The organism is Pantoea sp. S61, assembly GCF_016625145.1.
Lineage (GTDB): Bacteria > Pseudomonadota > Gammaproteobacteria > Enterobacterales > Enterobacteriaceae > Pantoea > Pantoea rwandensis_B.
Window position 1 is genome coordinate 16,635 of record NZ_JACVUO010000027.1, and the last position, 23,755, is coordinate 40,389.

At 58.7% G+C, this 23,755-nt stretch carries 34 protein-coding genes and 1 pseudogene; 6 read left to right on the top strand and 29 right to left on the bottom strand.

What is annotated here, in order from left to right; translation table 11 throughout:
• Positions 1–115: 115 nt before the first annotated feature.
• A pseudogene (locus IAE30_RS27575) lies at positions 116–1,846 on the bottom strand (TraC family protein); the annotation flags it as partial.
• Between the two features lie 216 nt (positions 1,847–2,062).
• Entirely contained in the window at positions 2,063–2,599 is a 537-nt protein-coding gene (traV, locus tag IAE30_RS27580; RefSeq protein WP_200681389.1) for a type IV conjugative transfer system lipoprotein TraV, read from the bottom strand.
• Positions 2,600–2,727: 128 nt separating this feature from the next.
• Here traV and IAE30_RS27585 point away from each other — a divergent pair, with 128 nt between their 5' ends.
• A complete protein-coding gene (locus tag IAE30_RS27585; RefSeq protein ID WP_200681390.1) occupies positions 2,728–3,072 on the top strand; it encodes a hypothetical protein in 345 nt (114 codons plus the stop codon).
• Here the strand turns inward: IAE30_RS27585 and IAE30_RS27590 are convergent.
• The 9 genes from IAE30_RS27590 to IAE30_RS27630 form a co-directional block, all read right to left on the bottom strand.
• Positions 3,061–3,468 carry a hypothetical protein gene (locus tag IAE30_RS27590; protein WP_200681391.1) on the bottom strand — a complete coding sequence of 136 codons (408 nt, stop codon included), beginning with the start codon at positions 3,466–3,468 and terminating at the stop codon, positions 3,061–3,063. The two genes, IAE30_RS27585 and IAE30_RS27590, sit on opposite strands and share 12 nt — an antisense overlap.
• 180 nt (positions 3,469–3,648) lie before the next feature.
• Entirely contained in the window at positions 3,649–3,828 is a 180-nt protein-coding gene (locus tag IAE30_RS27595; protein ID WP_200681392.1) for a hypothetical protein, read from the bottom strand.
• A 117-nt stretch (positions 3,829–3,945) separates the two neighbouring features.
• Entirely contained in the window at positions 3,946–4,305 is a 360-nt protein-coding gene (locus IAE30_RS27600; RefSeq protein WP_200681393.1) for a hypothetical protein, read from the bottom strand.
• Between the two features lie 20 nt (positions 4,306–4,325).
• Complete coding sequence (rfaH, locus tag IAE30_RS27605) at positions 4,326–4,838, bottom strand: transcription/translation regulatory transformer protein RfaH (RefSeq protein WP_200681394.1); 513 nt, start codon at positions 4,836–4,838, stop codon at positions 4,326–4,328.
• Positions 4,839–4,850: 12 nt separating this feature from the next.
• Complete coding sequence (gene traB / locus IAE30_RS27610; RefSeq protein ID WP_200681395.1) at positions 4,851–6,239, bottom strand: F-type conjugal transfer pilus assembly protein TraB; 1,389 nt, start codon at positions 6,237–6,239, stop codon at positions 4,851–4,853.
• On the bottom strand, positions 6,236–6,970 hold the full coding sequence (traK, locus tag IAE30_RS27615) for an F-type conjugal transfer protein TraK (protein WP_200681396.1): 735 nt from the start codon (positions 6,968–6,970) through the stop codon (positions 6,236–6,238). The genes traB and traK overlap by 4 nt, the downstream gene beginning before the upstream one ends.
• Before the next feature lie 4 nt (positions 6,971–6,974).
• Positions 6,975–7,574, bottom strand: coding sequence for a TraE/TraK family type IV conjugative transfer system protein (locus IAE30_RS27620; RefSeq protein ID WP_200681397.1), 600 nt, complete (start codon positions 7,572–7,574; stop codon positions 6,975–6,977).
• A 44-nt stretch (positions 7,575–7,618) separates the two neighbouring features.
• The gene (gene traL, locus IAE30_RS27625) at positions 7,619–7,921 is read right to left on the bottom strand and encodes a type IV conjugative transfer system protein TraL (RefSeq protein ID WP_200681398.1); all 303 of its coding nucleotides are present in this window, start codon (positions 7,919–7,921) and stop codon (positions 7,619–7,621) included.
• A 7-nt stretch (positions 7,922–7,928) separates the two neighbouring features.
• Positions 7,929–8,333, bottom strand: a complete 405-nt coding sequence (locus IAE30_RS27630) for a conjugal transfer protein TraA (RefSeq protein WP_200681399.1) — start codon at positions 8,331–8,333, stop codon at positions 7,929–7,931.
• Positions 8,334–8,543: 210 nt separating this feature from the next.
• Between IAE30_RS27630 and IAE30_RS27635 the strand changes: the two genes are divergently transcribed.
• On the top strand, positions 8,544–9,149 hold the full coding sequence (locus IAE30_RS27635; protein ID WP_200681400.1) for a hypothetical protein: 606 nt from the start codon (positions 8,544–8,546) through the stop codon (positions 9,147–9,149).
• A 525-nt stretch (positions 9,150–9,674) separates the two neighbouring features.
• Here the strand turns inward: IAE30_RS27635 and IAE30_RS27640 are convergent.
• On the bottom strand, positions 9,675–10,064 hold the full coding sequence (locus IAE30_RS27640) for a relaxosome protein TraM (RefSeq protein WP_200681401.1): 390 nt from the start codon (positions 10,062–10,064) through the stop codon (positions 9,675–9,677).
• 849 nt (positions 10,065–10,913) lie between these two features.
• Here IAE30_RS27640 and IAE30_RS27645 point away from each other — a divergent pair.
• Positions 10,914–11,447 (top strand): lytic transglycosylase domain-containing protein, encoded by a 534-nt coding sequence (locus IAE30_RS27645; RefSeq protein ID WP_200681402.1) that lies wholly within the window; start codon positions 10,914–10,916, stop codon positions 11,445–11,447.
• Between the two features lie 22 nt (positions 11,448–11,469).
• Here IAE30_RS27645 and IAE30_RS27650 read toward each other — a convergent pair whose 3' ends face one another.
• The 7 genes from IAE30_RS27650 to IAE30_RS27680 form a co-directional block, all read right to left on the bottom strand.
• On the bottom strand, positions 11,470–12,291 hold the full coding sequence (locus tag IAE30_RS27650) for a DUF932 domain-containing protein (protein WP_200681403.1): 822 nt from the start codon (positions 12,289–12,291) through the stop codon (positions 11,470–11,472).
• Positions 12,292–12,340: 49 nt separating this feature from the next.
• Positions 12,341–12,646 carry a hypothetical protein gene (locus IAE30_RS27655; protein ID WP_200681404.1) on the bottom strand — a complete coding sequence of 102 codons (306 nt, stop codon included), beginning with the start codon at positions 12,644–12,646 and terminating at the stop codon, positions 12,341–12,343.
• A 630-nt stretch (positions 12,647–13,276) separates the two neighbouring features.
• Positions 13,277–13,669 carry a hypothetical protein gene (locus IAE30_RS27660; RefSeq protein WP_200681405.1) on the bottom strand — a complete coding sequence of 131 codons (393 nt, stop codon included), beginning with the start codon at positions 13,667–13,669 and terminating at the stop codon, positions 13,277–13,279.
• A gap of 220 nt (positions 13,670–13,889) precedes the next feature.
• Positions 13,890–14,459 carry a hypothetical protein gene (locus tag IAE30_RS27665; RefSeq protein WP_200681406.1) on the bottom strand — a complete coding sequence of 190 codons (570 nt, stop codon included), beginning with the start codon at positions 14,457–14,459 and terminating at the stop codon, positions 13,890–13,892.
• A complete protein-coding gene (locus tag IAE30_RS27670; protein ID WP_155288038.1) occupies positions 14,456–14,605 on the bottom strand; it encodes a succinate dehydrogenase flavoprotein subunit in 150 nt (49 codons plus the stop codon). The genes IAE30_RS27665 and IAE30_RS27670 overlap by 4 nt, the downstream gene beginning before the upstream one ends.
• A gap of 84 nt (positions 14,606–14,689) precedes the next feature.
• Complete coding sequence (locus IAE30_RS27675; protein ID WP_200681407.1) at positions 14,690–15,052, bottom strand: hypothetical protein; 363 nt, start codon at positions 15,050–15,052, stop codon at positions 14,690–14,692.
• A 42-nt stretch (positions 15,053–15,094) separates the two neighbouring features.
• Positions 15,095–15,490, bottom strand: coding sequence for a hypothetical protein (locus IAE30_RS27680; RefSeq protein ID WP_200681408.1), 396 nt, complete (start codon positions 15,488–15,490; stop codon positions 15,095–15,097).
• 128 nt (positions 15,491–15,618) lie between these two features.
• On the opposite strand from IAE30_RS27680, the gene IAE30_RS27685 reads away from it, so the two are divergent.
• A complete protein-coding gene (locus tag IAE30_RS27685; RefSeq protein WP_200681409.1) occupies positions 15,619–16,020 on the top strand; it encodes a hypothetical protein in 402 nt (133 codons plus the stop codon).
• Positions 16,021–16,162: 142 nt separating this feature from the next.
• Here IAE30_RS27685 and IAE30_RS27690 read toward each other — a convergent pair whose 3' ends face one another.
• From IAE30_RS27690 to IAE30_RS27725, 8 genes are all read right to left on the bottom strand, one after another.
• The gene (locus tag IAE30_RS27690) at positions 16,163–16,573 is read right to left on the bottom strand and encodes a DUF1380 family protein (RefSeq protein WP_200681410.1); all 411 of its coding nucleotides are present in this window, start codon (positions 16,571–16,573) and stop codon (positions 16,163–16,165) included.
• A gap of 46 nt (positions 16,574–16,619) precedes the next feature.
• Positions 16,620–17,057, bottom strand: a complete 438-nt coding sequence (locus tag IAE30_RS27695) for an antirestriction protein (protein ID WP_200681411.1) — start codon at positions 17,055–17,057, stop codon at positions 16,620–16,622.
• A gap of 449 nt (positions 17,058–17,506) precedes the next feature.
• Positions 17,507–17,740, bottom strand: a complete 234-nt coding sequence (locus IAE30_RS27700; protein WP_200681412.1) for a hypothetical protein — start codon at positions 17,738–17,740, stop codon at positions 17,507–17,509.
• Positions 17,741–17,757: 17 nt separating this feature from the next.
• Entirely contained in the window at positions 17,758–18,402 is a 645-nt protein-coding gene (locus IAE30_RS27705) for a DNA methyltransferase (RefSeq protein WP_200681413.1), read from the bottom strand.
• A gap of 348 nt (positions 18,403–18,750) precedes the next feature.
• On the bottom strand, positions 18,751–18,990 hold the full coding sequence (locus tag IAE30_RS27710; RefSeq protein WP_200681414.1) for a hypothetical protein: 240 nt from the start codon (positions 18,988–18,990) through the stop codon (positions 18,751–18,753).
• Between the two features lie 53 nt (positions 18,991–19,043).
• On the bottom strand, positions 19,044–19,298 hold the full coding sequence (locus IAE30_RS27715; protein WP_200681415.1) for a hypothetical protein: 255 nt from the start codon (positions 19,296–19,298) through the stop codon (positions 19,044–19,046).
• A 734-nt stretch (positions 19,299–20,032) separates the two neighbouring features.
• The gene (locus tag IAE30_RS27720; RefSeq protein ID WP_200681416.1) at positions 20,033–20,305 is read right to left on the bottom strand and encodes a hypothetical protein; all 273 of its coding nucleotides are present in this window, start codon (positions 20,303–20,305) and stop codon (positions 20,033–20,035) included.
• Positions 20,306–20,455: 150 nt separating this feature from the next.
• Entirely contained in the window at positions 20,456–20,728 is a 273-nt protein-coding gene (locus IAE30_RS27725) for an XRE family transcriptional regulator (RefSeq protein ID WP_200681417.1), read from the bottom strand.
• 554 nt (positions 20,729–21,282) lie between these two features.
• Here IAE30_RS27725 and umuD point away from each other — a divergent pair.
• Both umuD and umuC read left to right on the top strand, forming a co-directional pair.
• Positions 21,283–21,702 (top strand): translesion error-prone DNA polymerase V autoproteolytic subunit, encoded by a 420-nt coding sequence (gene umuD / locus IAE30_RS27730; protein WP_200681426.1) that lies wholly within the window; start codon positions 21,283–21,285, stop codon positions 21,700–21,702.
• A gap of 8 nt (positions 21,703–21,710) precedes the next feature.
• A complete protein-coding gene (gene umuC / locus IAE30_RS27735; protein ID WP_200681427.1) occupies positions 21,711–22,985 on the top strand; it encodes a translesion error-prone DNA polymerase V subunit UmuC in 1,275 nt (424 codons plus the stop codon).
• 223 nt (positions 22,986–23,208) lie between these two features.
• Here umuC and IAE30_RS27740 read toward each other — a convergent pair whose 3' ends face one another.
• Positions 23,209–23,445 (bottom strand): hypothetical protein, encoded by a 237-nt coding sequence (locus IAE30_RS27740; RefSeq protein WP_200681418.1) that lies wholly within the window; start codon positions 23,443–23,445, stop codon positions 23,209–23,211.
• A 62-nt stretch (positions 23,446–23,507) separates the two neighbouring features.
• Entirely contained in the window at positions 23,508–23,738 is a 231-nt protein-coding gene (locus tag IAE30_RS27745) for a hypothetical protein (RefSeq protein ID WP_200681419.1), read from the bottom strand.
• Between the last annotated feature and the right edge of the window lie 17 nt (positions 23,739–23,755).

A 23,755-nucleotide genomic window follows, 5' to 3' on the forward strand; every position in this document is an offset into this window, starting at 1 on the left:
GGGCGTGCAGCAGTAATTAACGTTCTTTCTGGATATGACGGGTGATTTCTGGCGCCGGCAGCTCTCTGTCCGGCTCCCGCCCGCGGGGTTCCGGCGGCAGGCTGAGTTGAGTCTGGCGCTCAATTTCGCGGGCAGTATTCGCCAGGACCGCGGGCGTAACAGCCGGTTGCCTTTCCCGGGTTGCAGGCGTGACGCTGACGTTGGCAAACGGGTTGAAGCGCAGCGTCTCGCCGTCCAGGTAGGACCCGCCCGCCTGACGGCAGTAGTTTTTATAGCTGCCCCCCATGTCGATAACCCAGGCGAAACCCTGCGCGTTCAGGACCTCGCGCAGGATCCCCTGTATCAGGAAGCTCTTGCCCGCCCCCGACGTGCCCGTCACGCCGATGTTGAAGTTGGTCGAGCCGTTCTCCTCATCGAACATGTCAAAGAAGGCCAGCTGATTGCGGTAGGTGGCCAGCGGTATGCCGCGCGGCGACATCTGACGCTCGGCCACCACCGGCATCAGGTTCACCGCGTTAAAGCTCTTGCAGCGCAGGGTGGCGTTCATGTGCTTCATGTCGTCCCACAGCCCCTCCTGCATCAGGAACGGCAGCGACGTCAGCCAGTTCCGGAGCTGCTGGTAGCGCGGCGTGGACATCTCCAGGTCATTTTTGCGGAACACGTTAATGGCCGAGAGCTCACAGCGCTGCTGCTCGCTGTCGCTGTCGGGCGTGAACAGCGTCAGGTTGAGGTTAAAGCTGCACATGGCAATTTCGTTGCTGGCCAGCCCCATACGCAGGTCACGCCACTCTTCGTAGGTGCGCTGCGTGTTGGGGAACAGCTTGCCGTAGGAGGAGTTGGCCTTCTTGCCCATGTCCTGCTCCTTACGGAATGCCTCATTCTGGCTGCTGACCTGGTCTTCCACGCAGATGGTCCAGCTCAGCAGGAAAGGACAGGGGATGCCTAGGTCCGGAAAGCGCATGTTCTGCAGGTTGTCGGCCGCCTGCCAGAGTGCGAACTGCTTCGGCGCTTTGGTCAGCTGCATGTTCACGATGCGCGTGCTGGCCACCGCGGATGCCGTGCCATCATCAACGGCCCGGTCGCCGGGCTGACGTGCGGTGGTGAGCCGCAGGTGGTCCGGATGCACCTCCATCTCGGTACTGGTGTCGACGCACTGGCGGTGCAGCTCCTGCTCCGGGTTCCAGTGCTCGCTGGCCGCGCTGACCTGCCCGGGTCGGTAGTTCAGCTGCTCACGGATGACGGACAGAAACTCCGTCGGCCCCACGCGACGGGTATCCATAGACGCCGACATCAGGGACACACGGACGGTCTCACGCAGATGCGTCACGGCGTCCATCGACTTAATGCCGCCGGTGCCGGGGTGCGCATACACCAGGAACACCCGGTAGTTGCGCAGATAGAGCGGATACTCGCGCTCGTTGGCGAGCCCCTTCAGCGCCGAGCGCTCCCAGAAGGCTTTAGTGATGGCGTTCAGGCGCGGCGCCATGTCGCCTTTCCACATATCGCGGCTCAGGCCATTTTCCAGCATGTCGCCCACGCACTTGCTGGCCACCATCAACACCGTTATCGGTGTCTTACGCGGGAGCTTTTTGCGCAGCAGGTCGTCCAGCGCCTGCACCACCTGCTGATTGGCGCCGGCGAGCGGCGCCACTTCCATAATGAAGCCCACCGAGCGGGTATTGATGAAGAGATCGGTCTTCTCATCAAACTCGCGCCACGGCAGGAGGCTGGTCAGCGAGGGGTAGTTAAAGCTTTCCTGCAGCTTCCGGCGGGCAAGCTTTGCGCCGCCCTCGTCCCGGCTGCTGCTGAGAATGCCGGCGAGGTGATCGATAACGTTACTGATCATGCTGACCTCCCGCGCGCTCTGTTTTAAGCGCCGCGTTTATCAGGGTATGGAACCACGCGGATTTTCCGGCGCCGGGCCGACTCAACGCAAAGACGTGTCCATAAGGGGGTTCATCCACGAACGTCAGTCCGGGCCTGACCCGGTGGTGCAGTGCGGCCGCAGACGCTGCGGACGCCGGCTGCTCATGCCCATCGCAGAAAGAGAATCGTTTTTTCATTATTCCCCCTCGCTGATGACGCGGAAGTCTTCATCCCAGCGCGATTTTTGCTTCACAAACTCGACCACGGCGGGCTGATGGAAGCTGTCCTGCTCGTCGACCCACGGCGCAATCCACAGGCGCTGCGTCGCGTCCGGAATGCGGCGGGCGTCCACCTGTCCCGGACCGCTGTAGTCTCCCGGCACCACCGGTGCCGCTGCGCGAACCGGCACCGTGGAGGCCCGGAGGCTGTCTGCGCTCAGCGTCTGACCGGAGACAGGACGGGGTGTAAGCGTCGCCACGCTCACGGGGCGGTAAGGGTTAACGGCGGGCTTCACGTTGCCGGGCGTCGCCAGCGCCTCAGCGGCAGGCTTTGGGCCGGCCTCCTTCTGGGCGATCAGGTCGTCCAGGCTTTGCCCTTTCGATGCCAGCTTGCTGGCATCAGACATCGACAGGCACTGGTCGGTGGCGGTTTTGTTGCAGTCAAAGTCAGAGTTCATGCCGGCGCAGCCGGTGAGCGCAGCGCACAGCAGTGCGCACGCAAAGAGTTTTTGCATGGGGATGTCCTCAGTTGCGGCCGGGCCGCGATGGATGATGGTTGAGAGTAAAAAGTCTTGATGAAGCGAACCGGAACTGCGCAGAATTGCCGTGCCACCCCGATGTTCAACAGTTCAGGAGTTTACCTGTGACGCTGATGCGCATTATCAGAGATAAGAATGCACTCGAAATCGTAAGAAACATCATCAGAGAGACTGCGCTGGGCAACGTGACGGGCGGCCTGCTTTTTTCACTGGCACTGCCCATGCTGAAATATTCAGCCCCCGTCGTGCTGTTCGCCCTGATACTGATAACAGCCGCCCTGATCATTTTTATCTGGATGACGTGTTATGTGTTGATTTACTTCCGTGAGCTTGAAGCCATATATCCCCGCCTCAGCAAAGCCATCATGTTTTTCTGGGCCGTCATCTTTGAGATATCAGTGATTGTCGGGGTCTGGAAAATATCCCCCCTGATACACTTATCCCGTTAGCAGAACCCACCAGAGGAGTCCGACGCACAGGAAGGGTGTGACACACCCGGCTAATGTTCGCCCGACAAATCCGAACCGGGGCTGCCCGTTGCTGATGTCATAGCTCAGCCCGGGGCCGATCATGGCAAAGTACATACTGAACACGCCCATAGAGATGAGTCTGAAAGACGGTTCAGGTTCTGCAGGGTAAACATAAAATCCCAGCGTATTCATAAGCGTAATTATCAGCACATTGGCCGTCAGCATTTTTCGGCTGAAAAATATCCTACCTGCAATCAGGGTTATCAGTGCGGGTACCAGATACGCGACTGAAAACCAGATAAGCGGTGGGTGACCCGTTTCGCTGCAAGCCGTCAGCAGGCTACACAGCACTACGCACGCAAAGCGTTTTGGCATGGGGATGTCCTCACTTGCAGCCGGGGCGCTGAATAAACTGGAGCATGCTCACCCTCGCACGCCATGCTGCAACGATCCTCAATAGATAAGGTTAAAGAACGACGCCTGACAGGTGGAGCAGCAGTGCCGCGCCAGCCAGAAAGGCGCTGGCGGCACTTGCAATGGCCAGCCGCTGAAAGCTCATCTGCATACGGCCTCCTTCTGAGTACTGTCCGCGGCCAGACAATGCTGAATCGCCTCAATTTCAGTGAGCAGCGCCGCGAGACTGCAGCTGCTCGCCTGCGTCTTCCACGCCTTCCGGTAGCGGAGCTGCAGCGCGCAGAGGCGGATACGCTGTTCCCTGCGGGTACGTTTATTCATGGCTGCTCCCGTTACCCACATAAGGTGAATGACTGCCCGTCCGGTACGCGGCCATCATGCGCATCCGCCTCAGCTGGCGACGGCGGCGCTTTTCCGTTGAAGCGTGCATACCTCCTCCTAAAATATCAGGACCATTAAGGTCATCAGGCAGCAGAAGAACGTGGATACCACGCACGGGAAAATCAACCAGGCGGGGTCCATAACCGGAAAATGCCCGTTCCACAGTGCAACCGCGAGCCAGCCTGCGGGCAACAGTGCCCAGCAAAACGTCATGATGCAGGCAATGATGACCGTATCGATACGGTCAGCGGCCCAGTGTAATCTGAGGAGTACGGGCGAAATCACCAGTGACAGACGCCAGGGTGACCAGCCCGGCCAGTCTGATATCCCCGCATGCATCAGCCAGGCAACGGTGGCCGTATTGATCACCAGCAGCAGGGCGATGGCATAAAACCCCGGGCGCTGACATGTTTTCATTCGGCCTTTAAATATCCTGATCATGCTGCCTCCCCGCGCGCGGTGATGTGAAAGCGCATAGGGCTTTCCACCGGCACGCGCACCTGCCGGTTCATCAGGGTCAGCAGCAGGATGGCGCGCTTCATACCGTCGGGTTCACACCACACCGCTTCCAGCCCTTCAAAGGCCCCGTCCTCAATCATCACGCGGTCACCGTCCTGCGGCGCGTCCGTGGTGAGCGGCACGCCTTCCCAGCCGGCCTCCAGCTGCGCGATGACGCGGTCGGGCACTACCGACGGCAGGCCGCCGAAGCTGATGAGAGTGGAAATCCCCCGCGTGCCCTTGATGGCGGTGGTGTGCACCACCTCCGGATCGAAGCGCACAAACAGGTAGCCCGGAAAGAGCGGCTGCGGCGTCACGCCGCGCACCCTGCCGTTGCGCAGGCGGACGCGGGAGAATACCGGCAGCAGGCAGGTGACGCCCTGTTCGGTAAGATGCTGCTGCGCGTTTTTCTCCTGCGCCCACTTCGTCTGTGCCACGTACCAGTTTTCCATCTCTCACTCCTGTCAGTTAATGGTGTCGCCCAGGCGCAGCTGGCTGGCCTGACGCAGAACTTCGTCGGGGTTTAACACCGGGGCGCTGTTGCCGCCGCCGCTGGTGACCGGCTGGTTCGCCGCGGTCTGCTGCACCACCGGCTGCGGCGCCTCTTTCTTCGCCTTCTCGGCCTCGGCGTCCTCAAGCGTCTCCAGGCGGAAGCCATCCTGGAACACCACGGTCACGGCGTTGCCGGCCCCGATATCTATCACCGGGTGATACTGCTCGGCGCGCTTGATCCAGTACTGACTCAGCGTGTCCGCCGCCTTGCTCGCCCCACCACCAAGCCCCTGCTTAAAGATGTCGCCCGCGCCGACCGACGCGCTGCCGCCGAGTCCTACCGTCGGCGTAGCCGCGGACTTGATGCCCTCACCGAAGCCGGACAGCAGGCCTGCCGCCCCGGCGTTGGCGATGATGGCGCCGTTACGCATCACCGGCTTGCCGCGTATGCCTTCTTTACCCTGGTAGGCAACATGCCCTTTAAACGGCATGTCGATGTGCTTCCCGTTCTTCAGGATGCAGCTGATGTTTCTGGTGCGCACCTCGCCGCGCTCGCTGGAGATGTCACCCCAGATTTCCCCGGTGACGCGACACTGGTCCATGCTGTACGTTTTGCCGTTTGGCATCGAGACATCACCAACCAGCGTAATCACCACTGCGGCGGTATTCTGCTGACCAGTCACGCTGGCGTTGGCGTCCGCGCCCTCAATCATCACCGCCTCGGAGAAGGAGCCGGAGGGTATCCAGGGCAGCTTCGTTTTCTTGTCGGTGAGCGAGGCGTAGGTGAAGGTGTCGCGGCTCAGGCCGCCCGGGCGCACCGTGCCGGCGCCGGGATAGAACCCCTGCCCCTGCGGCTGTCCCTGCGAGGGATAGAACTGTGCGCCCTGCCCGGCGGCCGGGCCGCTGCCGGGGTTATTAATGTTCCACTGCGCCGGTCCGGACGGGCCGCCGGAAACCGGACCGCTGGCGGGCGGCGTCGCGGCCGGGCCGTTTGCGGGCGCTTTATTGCCCTGCGCCTGCTGCGTCTGCAGCGCCGCGATGGCATCAGCCATCGTGCTGAGCTGCTTTTTCAGATCGTCGTTCTGACTCTTCAGCGAGCTGGTCAGCGTGCCGAGGTCGCGCTCAAGGCCGGCGGTCTTGTTCTGCTGCTGCTGCAGCGCCGCGGTGGCCACGCCCTCGGTAAAGGAGGTGTTAATCAGGCCGCCGGTCAGGTTCGGCGCGGCCTTCGGTGCGGGCCTGTTCAGCTCCGCCTGATGGTGCGAGTACGCCCAGATGCCGCCGCCCACCGCCAGCATGACCGCGGCAGAGACGCCTGCAATCACCCACTGGCGGCGGCGCGTGGCGGTGTTGATGTTGCTCATGACCCGCCCTCCGCGTCAGTGGAGAAAATCACCCACACGAACCCCTCGCCGTTTGCGTACAGGGTGCGGGTAGACAGCATCACGCCGCGCACGCCCTTCTGCCAGAACTGCTTTTCGCTGAGCGCGCGCGTGATGTAGCCGGTGTTTTTCATGCGGTAGCGCATCACCCTCAGGTGCGAGCCGGCCAGCTGGCGCTCCGGCGTCAGCTGCACGCCCGCGGGCGGGTTATACGCCGGACCGCGCGAAGCTTTCACCTCGGTGTAGTTCTCCGGCACGTCGCCGTTCACGACGCTGCGGGCCACGCTCACCAGCGTTTTCTGGAAGGGCTGGCTCTCCTCCCACACCTTCGCGTCCGGGTTGGGCTTCAGCGGCACGTCCGCCGGGATGAGATGCAGCGTGCGGCCGTTGCCGGGTTTGGGGGAAACGTCGATCGAGACGCCGACGCCGCCGGCGGTTTCCAGGAAGATGGTGAAGTCCTGCCCGGTGAGCGGCGTGATGAGCAGCGCGCCGTCGGCGGTGTTGGCCTTTGTATAGGCGTTGTCCGGTCCGGTGATGCCGGTGATCAGCTCGCCGTCGATGATGATTTTGTTGGGGCTGGTGTTGCTCATCTGCGCCTTCAGGTGCGCATTGTTCTCAAACGGCGTGCCGGCCGGACCGGGCACGGCGGCGTGCGCGGCGGGCAGCAGCGCCAGCGCGCCGGCAGCGGCGATGGCAGAAAGGGTTATTTTCATGGGTTCAGTCCTGTTGCGGGCGGCGTTCAGGTTGGGTCCAGGGCACCTCGGGGAAGGCCGTCAGGCGGATAAGGCCGTCCACGTAGTGCACGCTGAGCCGGTAGGCTTTATGCGCATCCGGAAGCGAAGTCTTCAGGTTGCCGTTGATGGTGCTGGCGCTCAGCGTGCCCTGCGCGATGACGTCGCCGGTGGTGGTGTCGGTCATTTCGTCATCGATGCGGAACACGGAGGAGACGCCGTTCTTTTTGATGTACTCAGCTTCGGCGGCAAGCTGCTTTTTCATGTCGTCACGGTTTTCTGCGGGAACGAAGCGCAGCAGGGCGGCGTGCTGGCTGTCCACGGTTTCCGGCGTGACGGAGAGGCGGAGGTTAATGAAAGAGCGCACCAGCATGCCGTTTAAGGCCGCGTCTCCGGAGGCGGAGTCCGAGGTGTACGGGCGGTCAAACATCATCGGAATGGTCTGCGTCCTCTGCGTTTTTGCAAAGTGCCACGCCAGCGCGCCGGTCACGACGTTGCTGGCGGCGAGAATAAACACGAGCAGCGAAAGCGCGCACAGGGCCAGAATGATTACCCGGTTGCGCCCCTCCCGGACCTGATACTTCATAGCGTTATCCTTTTAATAAGCGCCACCCGGGGGCGGCGCGCGGGTTACTGCATCCAGTGCCGGTTGCCCGAGTCGGGCACGCGGCGGAACTGCAGCCGGAGCAGCGCGGTGGGCAGGTACCAGTAAAGAAGGTTCAGGAGCCACCAGGTGCCCTGCCCCTTCTTCAGGTGGCGGACTAACAGCCAGAGCGCGCCGGCCACAATCAGCATCACGATGAACATGTCGCACACAAAGCCGATGATGCCGCACGCAATAATAAGCACGGCTTCCTCCGTGGGGAGTCCGGCGAGGCGTTTCTGCTGATTGAGGGTTTCCGGGAACTGGTACTGAAGCGATTCCCTGTCCATGACGGGGTCAGCCGGCGAGGCTGAAGAACACGCGGGTGATAACGATAAGGAACGGAATGCCACCAACAAGAATCATCGGGTTGCGCACCTTGATGTAGGCGCCAAGTGAAAGAATGATTTCGGCGATGTACAACCCCCATTCGACGGTGCTGCCATGGCCAAACGTATCCTTGGCGTCCCCCTTCTGACTGGCGAGCAGGTCTTCGGCGCGTACCAGGTGCGGCAGCGCAAAGGCCAGCACCGCAAGGCAAATCAGCAGGGCGTTCGCACGGTGACGGTAAAGGTGGTTGTAAATAAGCCTGAAGGCGACGCGGGCAGTGCCGATAAGTCCCTGTGGCGCCGCCTCGCTGAGCGCCGGGCAGGCTCCCGCAGACCCCTGCACCGGCGCAGGGTGTGACGTGACAACTTTCATGTGTAAAACCCTCGATTTGAGTTAAAGAAATGTCAGTGTGCGTAAACAGACGTAACGCGCCGTAAGTGTACATTTTCTCAAAAAAAAAAAATCTGTGACGCATGTCACACTTTTAATGACTCTCATGCATTTTTTTAGGATTAATCCTGAAAGGGGGTGGCGTACGCTTGCTGCCTGTCCAGGGTGAGCCTCGTAAGGAGGTGATAACGCATGAAAGTAAAAGAAAAGATGGGCGACGGTCGCGGACGACCGCGTAAATATGCCCGCGGGGAAATGCAGTACCGGAAACTGTGGCTACCGGAAAATCTTCTGATGGAATTACGGGTGGCGGCGCGCGTCAGGCGATTTACCACCAACGACGAAATCATCAGCCGGTTAATAACGTCGATGCAGTTTTCTCCGCGTCGTCACGTGATTAAAACCGATGAGGGTCAGCGGCTGGTTGCGCTGGCCAGAATGTTCGATGAGTTTATTCAGGGGCGTCTGGATATTATCCGGAAAGAATACAGCGAAGATGAAGGCGCTCACGCAGATAAAAAAACGTTTATTCCCGGTAAAAACACGGCGTTCAGCAGCAGCTTTCCGGAGAATTTACGGCGGGACATGGAAATCAGCGCCCGCTTTAACCGCCGCAGCGTCAATATGGAAATACAGGCGCGCCTGCTCGGGTCGCTGAATTATTTAACGGAGCAGCAGCTGCCGGAGACCGAGGAGGTAAGAAGGCTGCGCGAGCTCGCCATATTATTTGATGAGTTTATTCTGGAGAAGGTCGTGGTGGCGGAGAATCCTCTGACAGGTAAGCAGCAGGACCCCTGATTAAAAATCACCTGACAACATCTTATTTAATAAATAATCACTTCTGTCCTGCTCTGTCATTTTAACTTCACAGCGAACCGCTTTCATCTGTGGTCGCCACACGGATAAATACTCCCGCGTGGCGACATGAAATCATAAAATCAGCAGAGCCGCCTCTTCACACTCAGGATAATCAGCAGGGAGGAATTAATAACGACTCAGCACAGTACCTTGTATGAACACAATACACCTCATCCCGACGGGCAAACCACCTGAAAATTCAGGACTCAAAACGTGAACTCGTTAGCTTCCGGCTAGCATAAATATAACCTCCTCATTCATTCTCAGTATTTCTATCGAACAACAATCATCACTCAAAATAAATTGAGAGATACCAGAAACAATGAGCAGAGTGGTCACGATAACCTTGATAAATCGCGTAATGGGGTGAGATAAACATTTCGCTCCGGAAATCAGTCAGCGCATCTTAAAGTAAATAAGTAAGGATCGATGCGCTGCCGACTTTGAATGACTGTCCGGAGAGGTTTATTCCTCCAGAATAAAGTGCTTATTTTCGGCTTTATCTTCAGCCGCGCTCATGCCGGTAAGATTCTGGTCAATCATCTCTTCCAGCGCCTGCGCGCCCGACTCTCCGCGCAGGTGCAGATACATTTCGGTGAGCATCGCCATCATAATGCTGGTGCCTTCCCGCGTCCCTGCCACGCGGCGTATTAAGTCGCGGTTAAACTCTTCCGTGTCGAATTTATTTCCCTCTCCCTGATGTTTTTTTACCATCAGGCCAATACCGACGAGTTCATTCACGATGGAGGAAAAGTTAACTTCGCCGTGGCTGGCGCCGTTCTGCAGCTCAATCTGCACCAGCTCCTGCACTTCCCTTTCCGTTTTTTCTTTGAAGTAAATGTTCCTGCGTGACATACCGGGGTTCCTTATTGGACAGGCATTATTTTTCCCTGCCATTCTGATTTATTTATCAATATCTTCCTGTCGGCTATGGCCTGCCTGCCGCATTCGGATAAACCTTTCCTGTCCGTATTATTTACACCAGGTTCAGTGTGTGTCAATCCGGCACTGTTCATTTAATCGGACAGGTGTGTTAATCCGGCACCGCACATCGCCTGGATGTGTGTTAATCCGGCACCACCACCCTTTCTGATGTGTGTTAATCCGGCACTACGCCCGCTTTTGATGTGTGTTAATCAGGCACTACCCCCCTTTTTGATGTGTGTTAATTCGGCACTACAGCCCTGTTTAATGTGTGTCAATCCGGCACTGCGAGGTTAATTTTATATCTTAATTATATGTTTTTATTCAATAACCACAATTAACACACATCACAGTGCCGTTTGCAGTGCCGGATTAACACACAAAACGGCACTGCAATGACACACAATCAGGCACCTCATTAACACACAATTCGGCACTGCAATAACACACAATCCGGCACTGTTTTGTGTGTTAATTCACACACAATCTCACTGACACCTCTCAAAAACAGCCACAAAATCACGTTAACATCATGTTTTTAAACCACTAAACTGCAAGATAACATCTTGCGTGGGGTGTGATGAAATCTTACCTCTCAAAAGCGGCTTGTTAAATATTGCTATCTTCCTGAATTCTTTATATCCCGGACGATGTTCATCACCTCCCCGTCAGCGCATCGTGCGCGACTGTAACGAATTATCTTGCCAGGGATTACCTGACCGCGTATTTTTCACACGAACCCGCCCGGCGCATTACGCGCATGCACGTGAGATTATCAGAATGAAATGGTTTGCTGCTCTCGGGCTTGCCGCTGTATTCAGCGCGCAGGCCGCACCGGAAATGTGCTTTACAAAAGCCGGTCAGGATTTTGGTATTGATCCGCGCCTGCTGATGGCGCATTCCATACAGGAGTCACGCATGCGTAATAACGCACTGAATACCAAAAGCAGCGGCGGAACGCACGACGTGTGTAATATGCAGATCAACAGCTCTCACTTTAATCAGCTGAAAAGATTTGATATTACGCGTGAAAGGCTGCTCAAGGATCCGTGCATCTGCATTTACACCGGCGCATGGATCGAGGCGCGCAACTTCAGGCAGTACGGCAGGAACTGGGACAGCGTCGGGATGTATAACACCGGCCCCAGTCCGAAGCTGATAAAACAGCGACGTGAATATGCGGCCATCATAAAAAGCATTTACCGCGTGCTGATCGCCCGCGATGAGGTTTACGCCGCCATGTCACAACAGAATAAAAAAACGCCCGCGCCGGAAACCTTTCTCAGCGCGGACGTCAGCACCGCATCAAAATAACCCCGGCAACCGGGGTTAAACATTACGACTTCAGTTTTGCGAACTCTTCCGCCATTTTCCACAGCGCCTGATTCAGCTTAATATCGCCATCAATGCCCGTTACCGGTCGGGTGGTGGTTCTTTTTCCCTTCGCCGTTCTGCCGGTGACGCCGCCCTTAATCAGGTTTTCCTGCACGATATTAAACGCGGTCCACAGGTCAGTGCCTTTGTCATACCAGGCGCGCGGCTGAATAATCCGCTCAGCCGTGACCGGTGGCTCCTTTCCGTCATATTTGTATTCAAGTGCCAGCTGTCCCAGCAGGCGCCTTTCCTCGCTATTTACCTGAATGGCTTTCATCGTGTCGATATTATTTTCCACCTTATCGAACACGCCGAGCACCTCATAAGCACCTTCGATAACCTGCGACACAATATCGCCTTTATGCGGCACGCTAATTTCACCGAATGATTTCCAGCACACCAGGCCGTTGCTGCACACCTTACGGAAAATGCCGGGGATCATCTTATAACTGCTGGAACCGTCGTGGCTGTTCAGTAATACAATTTCGGGAACCTCTTCCCCGCCGTTGTTATTCCCCCGGCGCAGGCGGATCATGTGTTTGGTAAAGTCGCGGCGCTCCGGGTCGCGCACGCGGGACTGGCTCGCAAAATAAGGCTGAAAACCTTCCTCGCGCAGTTTATCCAGCAGCGTAACGGTCGGAATATACGTATATCGCTCTGAGCGTGAATCATGTTTTTCAACAGAAAATGCGCTCGGCACGACGCGCATTAACTCATCATTGCTCAGCGGATTATTTTTACGCACGGAGGTGGGCGCAGCGTAGCGGGTTGATAAACGGACCATATTAATATTCCTTAAATAAAATGAGAGAAAATGAATTCAGTAACCGGGCTTATTGCCCGGCGGCGTAGTATTTGCGGACCACAATAAATCCGGTGTCGTATTCCTGGACGGCTGCGGGATACCCGTCGCGGACGTAGATCTTCAGGGCCTCGGGCTCCGGTGTGGGCTCCTCGATCAGCGTCATTTCTGCAAACTGTGCCCAGTGCACGCCCGCCACGCCGGTAAACTCACCGTTTGCACGGATCCAGCGGTACAGGTCCGCAAACTGAGCCAGGCTCAGGTCGATGCTTTCCTGTCCCTTAACCCCTGTTTCGGTAGATTCGGCAGCGGCGGTTTTGACGTTCTGTGTGTTCATGCTGGTTCTCCTGTTGTCGGTTGCTGAAACCATGTTTCGGTGAGTTCGTTGCGGCGAAGGGCAAAGGAGCAACGGCGAAGAGAGGGCATAAAGGGGCGGCGACGAAAAGTTTTTGCGGCACCAGGCAAAAAGTTTTTGGCGACGTGCACTTCACCCCTTTTTGCCCGAACCGGCGGTGCTACGACCAGCCCTCCGCAACGGGCTGGCCGTAACATGCGCAGCCAGAGGGGAGATGAGCACGAACACACCCCGGACGGCTCCGCCGGTCCGGGCTTCAGCGGCCACGGCTTTATGTGGCTAGTGAACGCGCGGGCGCAAGCCCGCTGCAGCCGTTGACCTTAGCCATCAGACCCTGGCCGCAGGCCCGGAACGCGGCCCTTTGCGGTCCGGCGGAGCTTGCCGGCTTTGCCGGTTAGCGGAGCAGGGCTCGACGACCCGGCTTGCCGGGGAGCCGAAGGTGGCCATGGTCCGTGACCTTATGGGGGTTATGGTTCAGGGGAACAGCAAGAAGAAGCGGAGCAGCAGGAAGAAACCAGATAAGACGGAGAGAAAAGCAGACGCCTGGAGACCGCGCAGGCAAACAGTGAGGGACGGTGCGTCAGCACCGCCCTTCACCGGCAAAGCCGGGATTTACCGCCGTGTCCGGCTTCTGATGCGGTACAGTGCCACGGCCACGATGGCGGCACCCGTTACCATGGACAAAACGGGCAGCAGCCGCCCGTAAGATGCGGAGTACAGCACGTCAGCGCCTTCCTGTCCGGCCGCCGGGTCAGCCAGCAGGTTCATGCCGCCCCATACGCACAGGAGCACGCCCCCTACCGGCACGGCCAGCGCCAGGATCTTAATTACTGCCCGGTCACCTGCGGGCTGCGGATGCTTTGAGGCCAGCAGACGCGCCAGCACGAAACACATCGCGTAGCCGCACCAGTATGCCAGGCTGCTTATCTCGCCCGGCACCACGTAACGGAAGGCCAGCGCATAAATCAGGCTCAGCAGGGAACCCAGCATTAAAAAACTCATCATCGTCTCCTTGCGACGCACGGTCAGGCATTGCTGACATCAGGTTTTGCCACTCCATGATGGCCAGTTGTGATCACGGTATCATCCTCCGCCCGGCCCGGTGCTATAGTTTTCAGTGGGAACACCGGATGTTTCCTCAAGGTAAGCTGCAAAAACCGCCCGTTCAGCCCTGTTCAGGTGGTGAAAGGAGGCAGGGGGTCTCCTCCCCTGCCTTTTTTTCGCGCTAGTCTGTGACCTTCCGGTTATACACCACCTTCCATTCATGGTACGCCGCGCAGTCACGAAGCGAGTCAATGCGCACCACGTTCTCCGCCACGCCGTTCATCATCAGCACGCGCTCGATGCCCGTAAACCAGCTTTCTGTCGGGTCAAGCGGGAACCAGAGGTTACTGTTGATACCGCTCAGCAGCGGATCGTTGCACACGTGGATGCCGCGCCCGTAGCGGGTCTCGCTGCCGGTCACAATAAGCTCGCCGCGCAGCTCGCGCGTGATGGCGCAGCGCGCCAGCTCTGTCACTATGTCATCCCAGCACCACTCTTTGTCCTCCGGCACCGGGAGCTCGACGCTGCGCAGATGCCTGCTGCCCGCCCGGGCGGTACGCTGTGCGAGCCCCTGCACCGACGGTTCATTACTCTCGCCGTCCGCACCGGTGAGCCAGAATCCGTTGTAATAAAAGGCCTCATCGCCGTTATCAAGCCGGATAAAGCAGAATTCGCCCAGCGCGCGCGTGATATCAGCCTGCGTCACCGTTTGCAGCGCAACGTCCGGGGACAGGTTTTTTTGTACGCTCATGACTGCACCTCCAGCTGCTGACGCACGGCGCGCATGAAGTGCGGCCAGTTGCTGAATGTCATTTTAGGAACGCGTACGCCGCGACCGCTGTTAAAGCCTTTTACAAACGCCTGCGCCTGTGCGACGATTTGCGGGTCAAAATTCATATAACTCTCCTGAGCTTTTGGTTTTGATGAGGTCGTCAGCGGTATCTGGCGACCGTGGAGAAGGCAGGGGCAACCCTGCCTTTTTTACGCCTGTGGGTTGCCGGGCTCCTGCCGCAGGCTGATATCCGTCAGGCGCGCCGCCAGCGCGCCGCTCGCCCGCCCCCACACCACCTCACCCCGGCTGCCAAACTGCGCGTGCACGATATGGCTCGCCACAATCCACGCCCGGAACGAAGACAGCGGCAGCACACTGTCCTGCACGGTGTCGGCAATCTGCTGCGCCATATCGTGCAGCGTGAACCACAGGTGCTCGTGCTCCTCGCTGGCGCTGAGGCGGTGCTTTCCGAGCGCCGTCAGGGCCGCCAGGCTTTCTGCCAGCCCCGGCGTCAGGCCCGGGATTTCTGACTGCGTGGCCGCCAGCGTGGCGGCGGTGTCATGTTCTTTCATCGTGATGCTCCTTTTTTCGTTGACGGTGTGTCTTTGCCGGTTTCAGTACACGTCTGCCACGTGCATCGCATATCCCGCTTTCAGCATCAGGCGCAGGTCACCCATTGCCGACTCCCACGCTGCATCGCCATCAATGCCCGGCAGTCCGTGCGCCATAGCCTTCGCCGCATCCCATGCCTGCCAGGACGCCAGCGGCAACACCGGGCGGGGCAGCGACCAGTCGGTCACGGTATCGGCCATGCGCTCCGCCAGGGTGCTCAGCGAGCCGTAAAGCAGCTCCAGCCGCTCATCCAGCGTCATGCGTTCGGTGTGGAGCGTGGAAAGCAAGTTCAGGCTCGCGGCCAGCGCCGGATTCAGGCCCGGAATGCCCTGGCCCTTCCCCCATGTTTTGGGAGATTCTGGCGTGGCGGTGTTGACGTTGACGTTGTGTGTGTTCATGGCATTTCTCCTGCTGAGGTGGGTTGTCATGTTTCGGTCGATCCAGTCGCGGCGAAGGGCAAAGGAGCAACGGCAGGCGGCAGATGCAAGGGCGCCGCAGGCGTTCATTTCACCCTTGCAGCTGACGAATGACGGTGCTACGAAAAGCCCTCCGCGCCTGGACTGACCGGAACAGGCCCGCCGCGCGCGAAAACGGCACGAACACACCCGACACGACGGAACGGCGTGGCGACCTTGAAGGGCGCAGCGCGCCCGGTGAACGCACCGGCGACAGCCGGTTGCAGCCGTTGAACCTGGACATCAGACCGAAACCGCTTGCGGACGAAACCCGCAGGGGTTCGGCGGCGCTTGGCGGCTTGCCGCTTAGCGACGTAGGGCTCGACGACCCGGCTTGCCGGGGAGCCGGAGGGGGCCCGAAGTCGGGCTTTCTGGTTTGCTCTCTGACTGAATCAGCAAACGAAAACGGCAGCAGATTCGTAAAAAAACCGACTCAAAAAACCGTTTCGGTGCATAAAAAACGGCTTAACTGACTCGTTAACGCTGTTTTACAGACTGACCACTGGGTGCGGAAAACGGCGCCGGTAGGCGCGGTTCTCCCGCAGGCCGCCGGAGGCGGCAGGGTGTTTTCGCGGCCGGAGAGGGGCGGCGGACTTCCCTACCCTGCCCCGCCTGTTATTCCAGTGCGGCCATCATCGCTCTGATAGCCTCATGTTCCTGTGGCCAGAGGCGTTTTGCCGTTCCCTTGCCTCCCTGCGCATCCTCAAGGCGCATATAATCGCCCGCCACGCGCAGCACCTGTGCCAGCGCGAAGGCGGACACCGTGACCTCCCGCGTCTGTGCGTCCTCCTCGCGCAGGTTTGCCAGCATGTCCCGCACCGCTTCCCGCCCGATGCCATAGCGGCGATGGTCGCCATCCTCCGCGATGTACTCCAGCACCCTGCCCGCTTCTTCCCCTGTGATATCCATGCATTCCGCGCTGTCCAGCACGTCTTCCAACGTCCAGACCAGTACCGCAACCGGGCAGTCTTCACCGAATGACTCCATCAGGCGGGTACACACTTCTTTAACGTTACCGTGCATCATGTTTTTTCTCCTGAACCGGAGCGGCCCGTGCCGCCCGGTAGGTTAATCAGTCCAGCGCGCGAAAAATTGCGGCGGCTTCCGGGTGTTCAAAGGCGTAATCGGTCAGCTGGCGATGACGGCGGCAGTAGAGCGCACACAGCTCACCCTCGTCGTGACGGTCATACATCCAGCTCCGGTGATTCAGCACCAGTGAAGTGATCACGATGCCCGCCGCCTCGCTGCTCAGGCGAACATCGCTGTAGTTTGCCGGGTTAACGAAACGCCAGGTTTCCTCCGCTGCGGGCTTCATGAAGCCACCGCCGGACGGCAGCAGCGCGAAGTCCCACACGCCGCCGCCGTAGTCCGTCAGGAAACGATCGGCGTACAGGTACACGTTGTTTTCGGCGCGCATGAAATCGTCGCCAAACAGCGCGGGCAGAAAACGCAGGCGCGCATAGCCGTCGAGGACGCGCGCGGACTCAAAAGCAGGGATGGCAGTATTCATCAGAAATCTCCGCAGTCAGTGTGGTTAACCGTTCCGGCCTGTGCCGTGACTGAATGACAGCCCGGCGAAAAGCGGAGTGTTCACGAGCACCGCCGGAGGCCGCAGCGCAAGCGAGCGCGAGGCGGGTTTACGCACGGCGGTGACGCGAAGCATGAGCGGAGGCGCGACGGGAGTAAGCCCGCTGAGGCGAGTGCGAACGGGTGAGGACGGTGAGCGAAGCGATCTCTTGAACACGCAGCGGCCGGGCTAAAGTGAAGTCACGGCACCGGCCGCAGACCGCACGGACGTTTATTCCCGCACGCCGCCGGCGTGCATAAACGGCGGAGCGTGGCGACATCCTTATCCCCTTGTCCACATCCGGGGTGCATATCCGCCCCGGAACCCTGTGGATAAAGCTGGCCCTGCCGTGCGCCGGCAGGGATACAGCATCGTGCTCTTTTTTTAATCAGTCACGCCCTCAGGTGCTTCTGTATCACGGCCGCGCGTCGGTAGAGTTCAACCAGGTCGCTGTCAATCCCCTCAATCAGCAGGCCCGTCATGCGCTCTTCCCTACTGGCGCCGTGCCAGAGGTGGCGCGCAATCATGTCGCGCAGGCGCAGGTGAAACTCATACAGCGATTCTTCCAGGTCAGCGACGTCGGCCGCCAGGGTGTCGGTCTCAGGGTGCATAGTGTGATCGTTCATCGTCTTGTCTCCGGTTATCAGGCCGCGCGGGCGTCGCGATGGGCATACAGGCGGCGCAGGCCGGCTGCGTGGTACTGCTCCATCAGCTCGATACCGATCCAGCGGCGCCCGCATTCCTGGGCGGCCACGCAGGTTGAGCCGGAACCCGCAAACGGGTCCAGAACAATGGCACCGGGCTGCGTGAAGGTTTCGATTAATGGGCGCAGGGCGCTGACCGGCTTTTCGGTCGGGTGATAGCGGTTGCCGGTGTACTCCCACGGCATCACATCGGGCAGTGGCTTCGCCGGCAGCGCAGGGCGCCCTTTGGCCAGCACGTACGCGCTTTCGTGCTGATAGCCTACAAAGGCCGACTTTGAGGCGTAGGGTTTGGTGAACACGATATGGCCCACCACGCGGAACCCCGCCGCCTTCCACGCCTGCATAAAAATGTCGATCCGGTTCCAGCCATAGAAGCTCACCGCCAGGCTGTTGTCTTTCAGCACCCGGAACATTTCGTTGCTCGCCGGCTGAACCCACTCGCTGTTAACGTCGTTGGCAATTGACCGGCCGGAGCGATCCTTAAATCCGACGAGGTACGGCGGATCGGTGAGGATGAAATCAATGCTTTTATCCGGAAAGCCGCCCATAACCTGTACGCTGTCGCCGTGCATGAATCGAGACATAGTGATGCTCCTGTGTATGAAGGGGCACCGGTAGTGGTGCCGTGACCTCCACACAGACGGGCGACCAGCGGAGCAAACAGGGGCGGATGCGCAAGCCGCACGCGCCGCCGGAGCGGACTGAATGTCCCGCGCACGGCGGGGAACGGGTGAGCCGTCCGGCGACAGCTTCCCTTGTTTGCGAGGCCGCCCGGCTACCGTGAGGGCACGGCACTTTATGACCGCCGTTTTCCGGCCGCAGGACGGAGGACGGCATGAAGGCGGAGCGCAGCGACAACCTTTTTTCATTCCGGCAGTGATGCCGCCGTGACCGGCGACATCAGAGGATCTGCAACTGCACTTCGGGCAGCGCTATTCCCCCTCCCCCTCCCCCTCCAACATGACAGCATCGATGGCCATCTCCAGATGCCACCAGTTGACCCCCTCATTGGCATCATGGTGGTCTTCGGCATACTCCATGGCCGCCGCAATCTCCTGCGGCGTCATGGCCGGGTTAATGCCGAGAAAATCCTCTGCCAGCCAGAAGGTGCCGCAACACAGCTCGTCATCGCCGACTGCTGCCAGCCGCGCCCGGAATTCACGTACGGTCATTGTTCTCATTACCTGTCCGGCGGATTGTCCCGCCGCCTCCGGTTGTCTGATCATCAGGCAGGGTCTTTTTCAACCCGTGCGGCAAGGATGGTGTCGGCGCAGTGGCGCAGGAAATACCAGCTGAGGCTCGTATCCGCATCGAGCGAGGCATCGGCCAGCGCGATCGTGGCCAGCACCTCGTCGGGCGTCAGCTCCGGCGCCACGTCTTCGAAATCATCGGCCACCCACAGGTGCACCACACAGGGTGTGTCGGGAGCAAAGCGCAGCAGCTGTTCGGCCAGCTGGCCAGTGGTGAGAGATTGATTCATGGTCACTCCTGTCTAAAGGTTGCACGGCATCAGCGCCGTGACGTCACGGCAGCCGGGCTATGGCGCAGGACGCAGGGTCGAAGGACGAAGCCGCACGCGCCGCCTGAGCGGACTGAATGTCCCGCGAACGGCGGGGAACGGGTGAGTCATGAGGCGAAGCCTGCCTTGCGGACGAAGCGGCCCGGCTAAGGTGACGTCACGGCGCAGCCCGACAGACGGAGGGAGGTTGCATGCATTTTAAGTGCGCTTAGCTGCTCTTTTGAAAAGTACGAACATGACCTCTCTCATGAAACGCTGCCGGCAGCCGAAAATATGATGTACACAACAGACAACTGTGAGTCATCACTTATGGCCAGAGCCCTGCCCCCGACGTATCTTCCCGTTTCACCTTCCTGCCTGGCAGAAAAGCTCCGCGAAATTGCAGACATGCTGGAAGTCCGCAGCCCGTTTATCCGATCGGCTGAGCGGCATTACGTCACGGGAAGCCGCGGCGAACCCGTAACAGTCATACGCATTGAAATTCTGGAGCAACCGGAGTGAGGTTAAAATGGCAGGACTGACATCGAGGAGTGTCTGTTTGCGGGGAGCGGGTCACTGGCACACTAAGCCTGTAGTAACGCTCTCTGAAAAAAAATGCCCGGAAGATGCTAAGCTCAATAAGCCGGTACGAGAAGCCGGCCTACCTTAACAACTCCTTTCCCCTGCGGCGCCCGCCTCAGGGGGATTTTTTTTTCTCACAGCCTTCCCTTATTAAATTCAAGCGTGCTTATGGCCAGCTGCAGATAAGCCTGACTGTCCTCATCGCCGATTGTCCGGGACAGCGCCAGCCGGTCGTAAAGGCACTCCATCAGGGTATCGTGGTTTATCTCATGACCTGCCTGCCAGATACGGATTGCCGCATTTCCGACCGCGTCCCGCGCGTCGGCATATTGGATAATATGGTCGCGCATCTCATGCGCTCGCTTACGTTCTTCTCTGCTGAATGATGTGAAACCGTCAGCATTCATTCCTGCCCCCTTAACAAAGTTAGCCAGACTGAGAACGCCATGCGGATGCCCTGGACACAGGAGGCATGGCCGGGAGGATGCCGGCACGGATACAGTTTATTTACCCCTGGTGAATACGGATAAGATAATCCCGTACCGGCACCTGTTAATTTAGCACAGCGGTGTAACGTCGCCGCCGGCCGCTGCGTCTGCGTCGGGCTCCGTCCGCATCCAGATGGCCTGACGGGTGAGCCAGAACCCGGGGGAGTGGAAAACGATGCCCAGCTGTTCTGCCAGCGTCTGCGTTACCGGCAGACGACCCGCAAGAAAAGCCCAGACGATATCGCTGTCGAGTCCGCTGCGGTCACACAGCTGCGTCACGGAGACATCGTGCTCAGTCAGAAGATAAGCAAGAAAGCGTGCGGGTGAGGTATGGCCATCCATAGGTTACCCCGGAAGGTTAAAAGGCGTTTCGTCCAGATTAGAACGGTCCGTCAGTTCTGCACAACGTGTCGCGGAAAAAAATACCGGCCGTTAACTGTCAGCCCGCAGCGCTCGCCGCAGACACGGCTGAGGCGTACCGCAGCATCGCGAGGAACGAACAGCCGTATCGAGGAAGCGTCACGTCACCGATGTCCGCAAAGACTGCTTACGCTCCGGTGCCGAAGTAAGGGAAGGAGAAGGAGCCCGGCCGCGGAAAGCCAGGCTGCTGATGTACAGCCTGAGAACGCATCCGTACGCATCCCGGGCCCGCTGTCAGCATAGATGCTCAGGATGCAGCCAGTTGAAAATATTTTTTCCCTGCGCTCAGCCACATAAATCTGTTTCCGGGCTGAGCGGCCCGGCTTGCTCTTGCCAGATAAATCCCGCTCAATAATACTGTACGTATAAACAGTATTATTGGAGGGAAATTTTATGCACGACTTACATACAGCACTCACCCCCACATCAGCTCCCGGGAGCATCCTGTGAAGCCCGCAGTCTACAGCTCCGGCCTGATGCTGCTCTGGCCCCCCATCTTCACGCCGCGTGTCCGCGTGCCGCTGTTTGCAGACCCCTGCGCTGCAGGATTCCCCTCCCCTGCTCAGGACTATGTCGAGGCCGAGCTTGACCTGAACGAGCTCTGCATCCGCCGGCGCGCCTCCACGTTCTTCGTGCGGGCGAGCGGCAGCAGTATGCAGGAGCTGGGACTGTATGACGGCGACGTCATGGTGGTCGACCGGGCAGAAGAGGCGTCCCACGGTGATATTGTCATTGCGGAGGTCAACGGGGAGTTTACGGTCAAGCGCCTGCAGCTGCACCCCCGCCTCGCCCTGCTCCCGATGAACCCGGCCTACTCCACCATTTATCCCGAGGAGCTGCAACTGCTCGGGGTGGTGACCTGGTTCTTCAACAGTACGCGCGCCCGCCGGAGGTAATCATGCCGATGTTTGGACTGGCCGACGTCAACTCATTCTATGCGAGCTGCGAGGCCCTGTTTCGTCCGGACCTGCGCGGCAAGCCGGTGGTGGTGCTCAGCAACAACGATGGCTGCGTGATTGCCCGTTCAGCCGGCGCCAAACTCCTGGGCATCAAAATGGGCGCACCGTGGTTTCAGATAAAGAATGAAGGATATTCAGAGAACATTCATGTGTTTAGCTCTAATTATGCCCTTTACCATTCGTTATCGAACAGGGTCATGACGGCTCTGGAGGAAATGACGCCGAAGGTCGAGCAGTACTCTATCGATGAAATGTTCCTCGAAGTGACCGGCATCGATGGCTGTGAGGACTTTGAACATTTTGGCCGGCGCCTGCGCGCGCACGTCCTGTCTACGACCGGTCTGACGATCGGCGTGGGCATGGGGCCGACCAAGACGCTGGCCAAAAGCGCGCAATGGGCGAGCAAAGAATGGAAGCAGTTTAAGGGCGTGCTGGCTCTGACTCCCGGTAACCCGAAGCGTACCGAGACGCTTCTGCAGAACCAGCCGGTGGAGGAAATCTGGGGCGTTGGCAGGCGCATCGCGAAAAAGCTTAACATCATGGGCATTGAAAACGCCCTGCAGCTGTCGCGCGCCCACCCTGCCCTCATCCGGAAAAACTTCAGCGTGGTGCTGGAGCGTACCGTCCGCGAGCTGAACGGCGAGTCCTGTATTCCGCTGGAAGAGTTTGCGCCGGCGAAGCAGCAGATCGTCTGCTCGCGATCGTTTGGCGAGCGCATCACGTCAAAAGTGGCCATGCAGCAGGCGCTATGTCAGTACGCGACGCGCGCGGCGGAAAAGCTGCGCGGAGAGCGGCAGTTCTGCCGCCGTGTGGGCATCTTTATCCGCACATCGCCGCACGCACCCGGCGAGGTGTTTTACGGCAACAGCGCCGGAGAGAACCTCAAAGTCCCCACGCAGGACACGCGTGACATCATTGAGGTGGCCATGCGCAGCCTTGACCGTATCTGGCTGGAGGGGCGTCGCTTCATGAAGGCCGGCATTATGCTTGATGACTTCACCCCGAACGGCGTCAGCCAGCTGAATCTGTTCGATGAAGATGGCCCGCGGCCCAACAGCGCGCAGCTGATGAAGGTGCTGGACGGTATCAACCAGTCCGGACTCGGCAACCTGTGGTTCGCGGGTCAGGGTGTTAATACGGAATGGAAAATGAAGCGGGAGATGTTATCCCCTTCTTGGACCACGCGATGGAGTGACATCCCCGTGGCGCGTGTTAATTAGCCTCCTCTGGCAGATTAAACAGGAGCTGATTCCAGCCGTCATCCTGACTTTTTATAAAAAAAGCCAGAACTCATCCACGATGTACAGAGATTGGTGGTTGCTTTCCGCGGAAGTATTGACCGCGGAACGGACTGAGCAACCGCCGTGAGGTTTACATAAAGGGCCCACGCCTGTTAAAGAATCCCTGCATTTCCATAATTTCGCATCCGCTTTGCTGTAGATTTCAGCGTGATTTATTTTTCTTCCAGGTATCATTGGCCATGAACGCTGCGCGTGACACGCAGGCCCCCCACAGCAGCTGCAGCCCAATTTTAACCAGCTCGCTGGCATGCGGCAGAAAGAAGAGTGGCACGATAAATACCGCACTAATCAGGAACCCCCACTCGGCGGCGTTTTTTTTATCTTTGGCACTGAGCTTTTTAATGCCTGAAAAACCCAAAGCGAAATCAATGATATGCACACAACCTCCAAAATGAAATCATGCTATAATGATTTCATTGTTTAATGATTTCATTTGAGCTGTTAACCACCGCGCGTTTCGCGCAGCATACGGTATCCCTCAAGAAGCATATCCGTCATAGATATACCCTGCTCTGCTGCATACGCTTTCATCTCTTTATGACGCGCCACCGAAACTTTGATCTGAATGGGCTTGATGTCTGAATCGGGTCGGGCCCCTTTTCCCGTCACATCGAGCGTAGGCTCGCTAACCGGCGGGGGCGAGAGTTTTATTGCACTTTTAGGTTGCTTCACGTGAACTCCTGAGCATT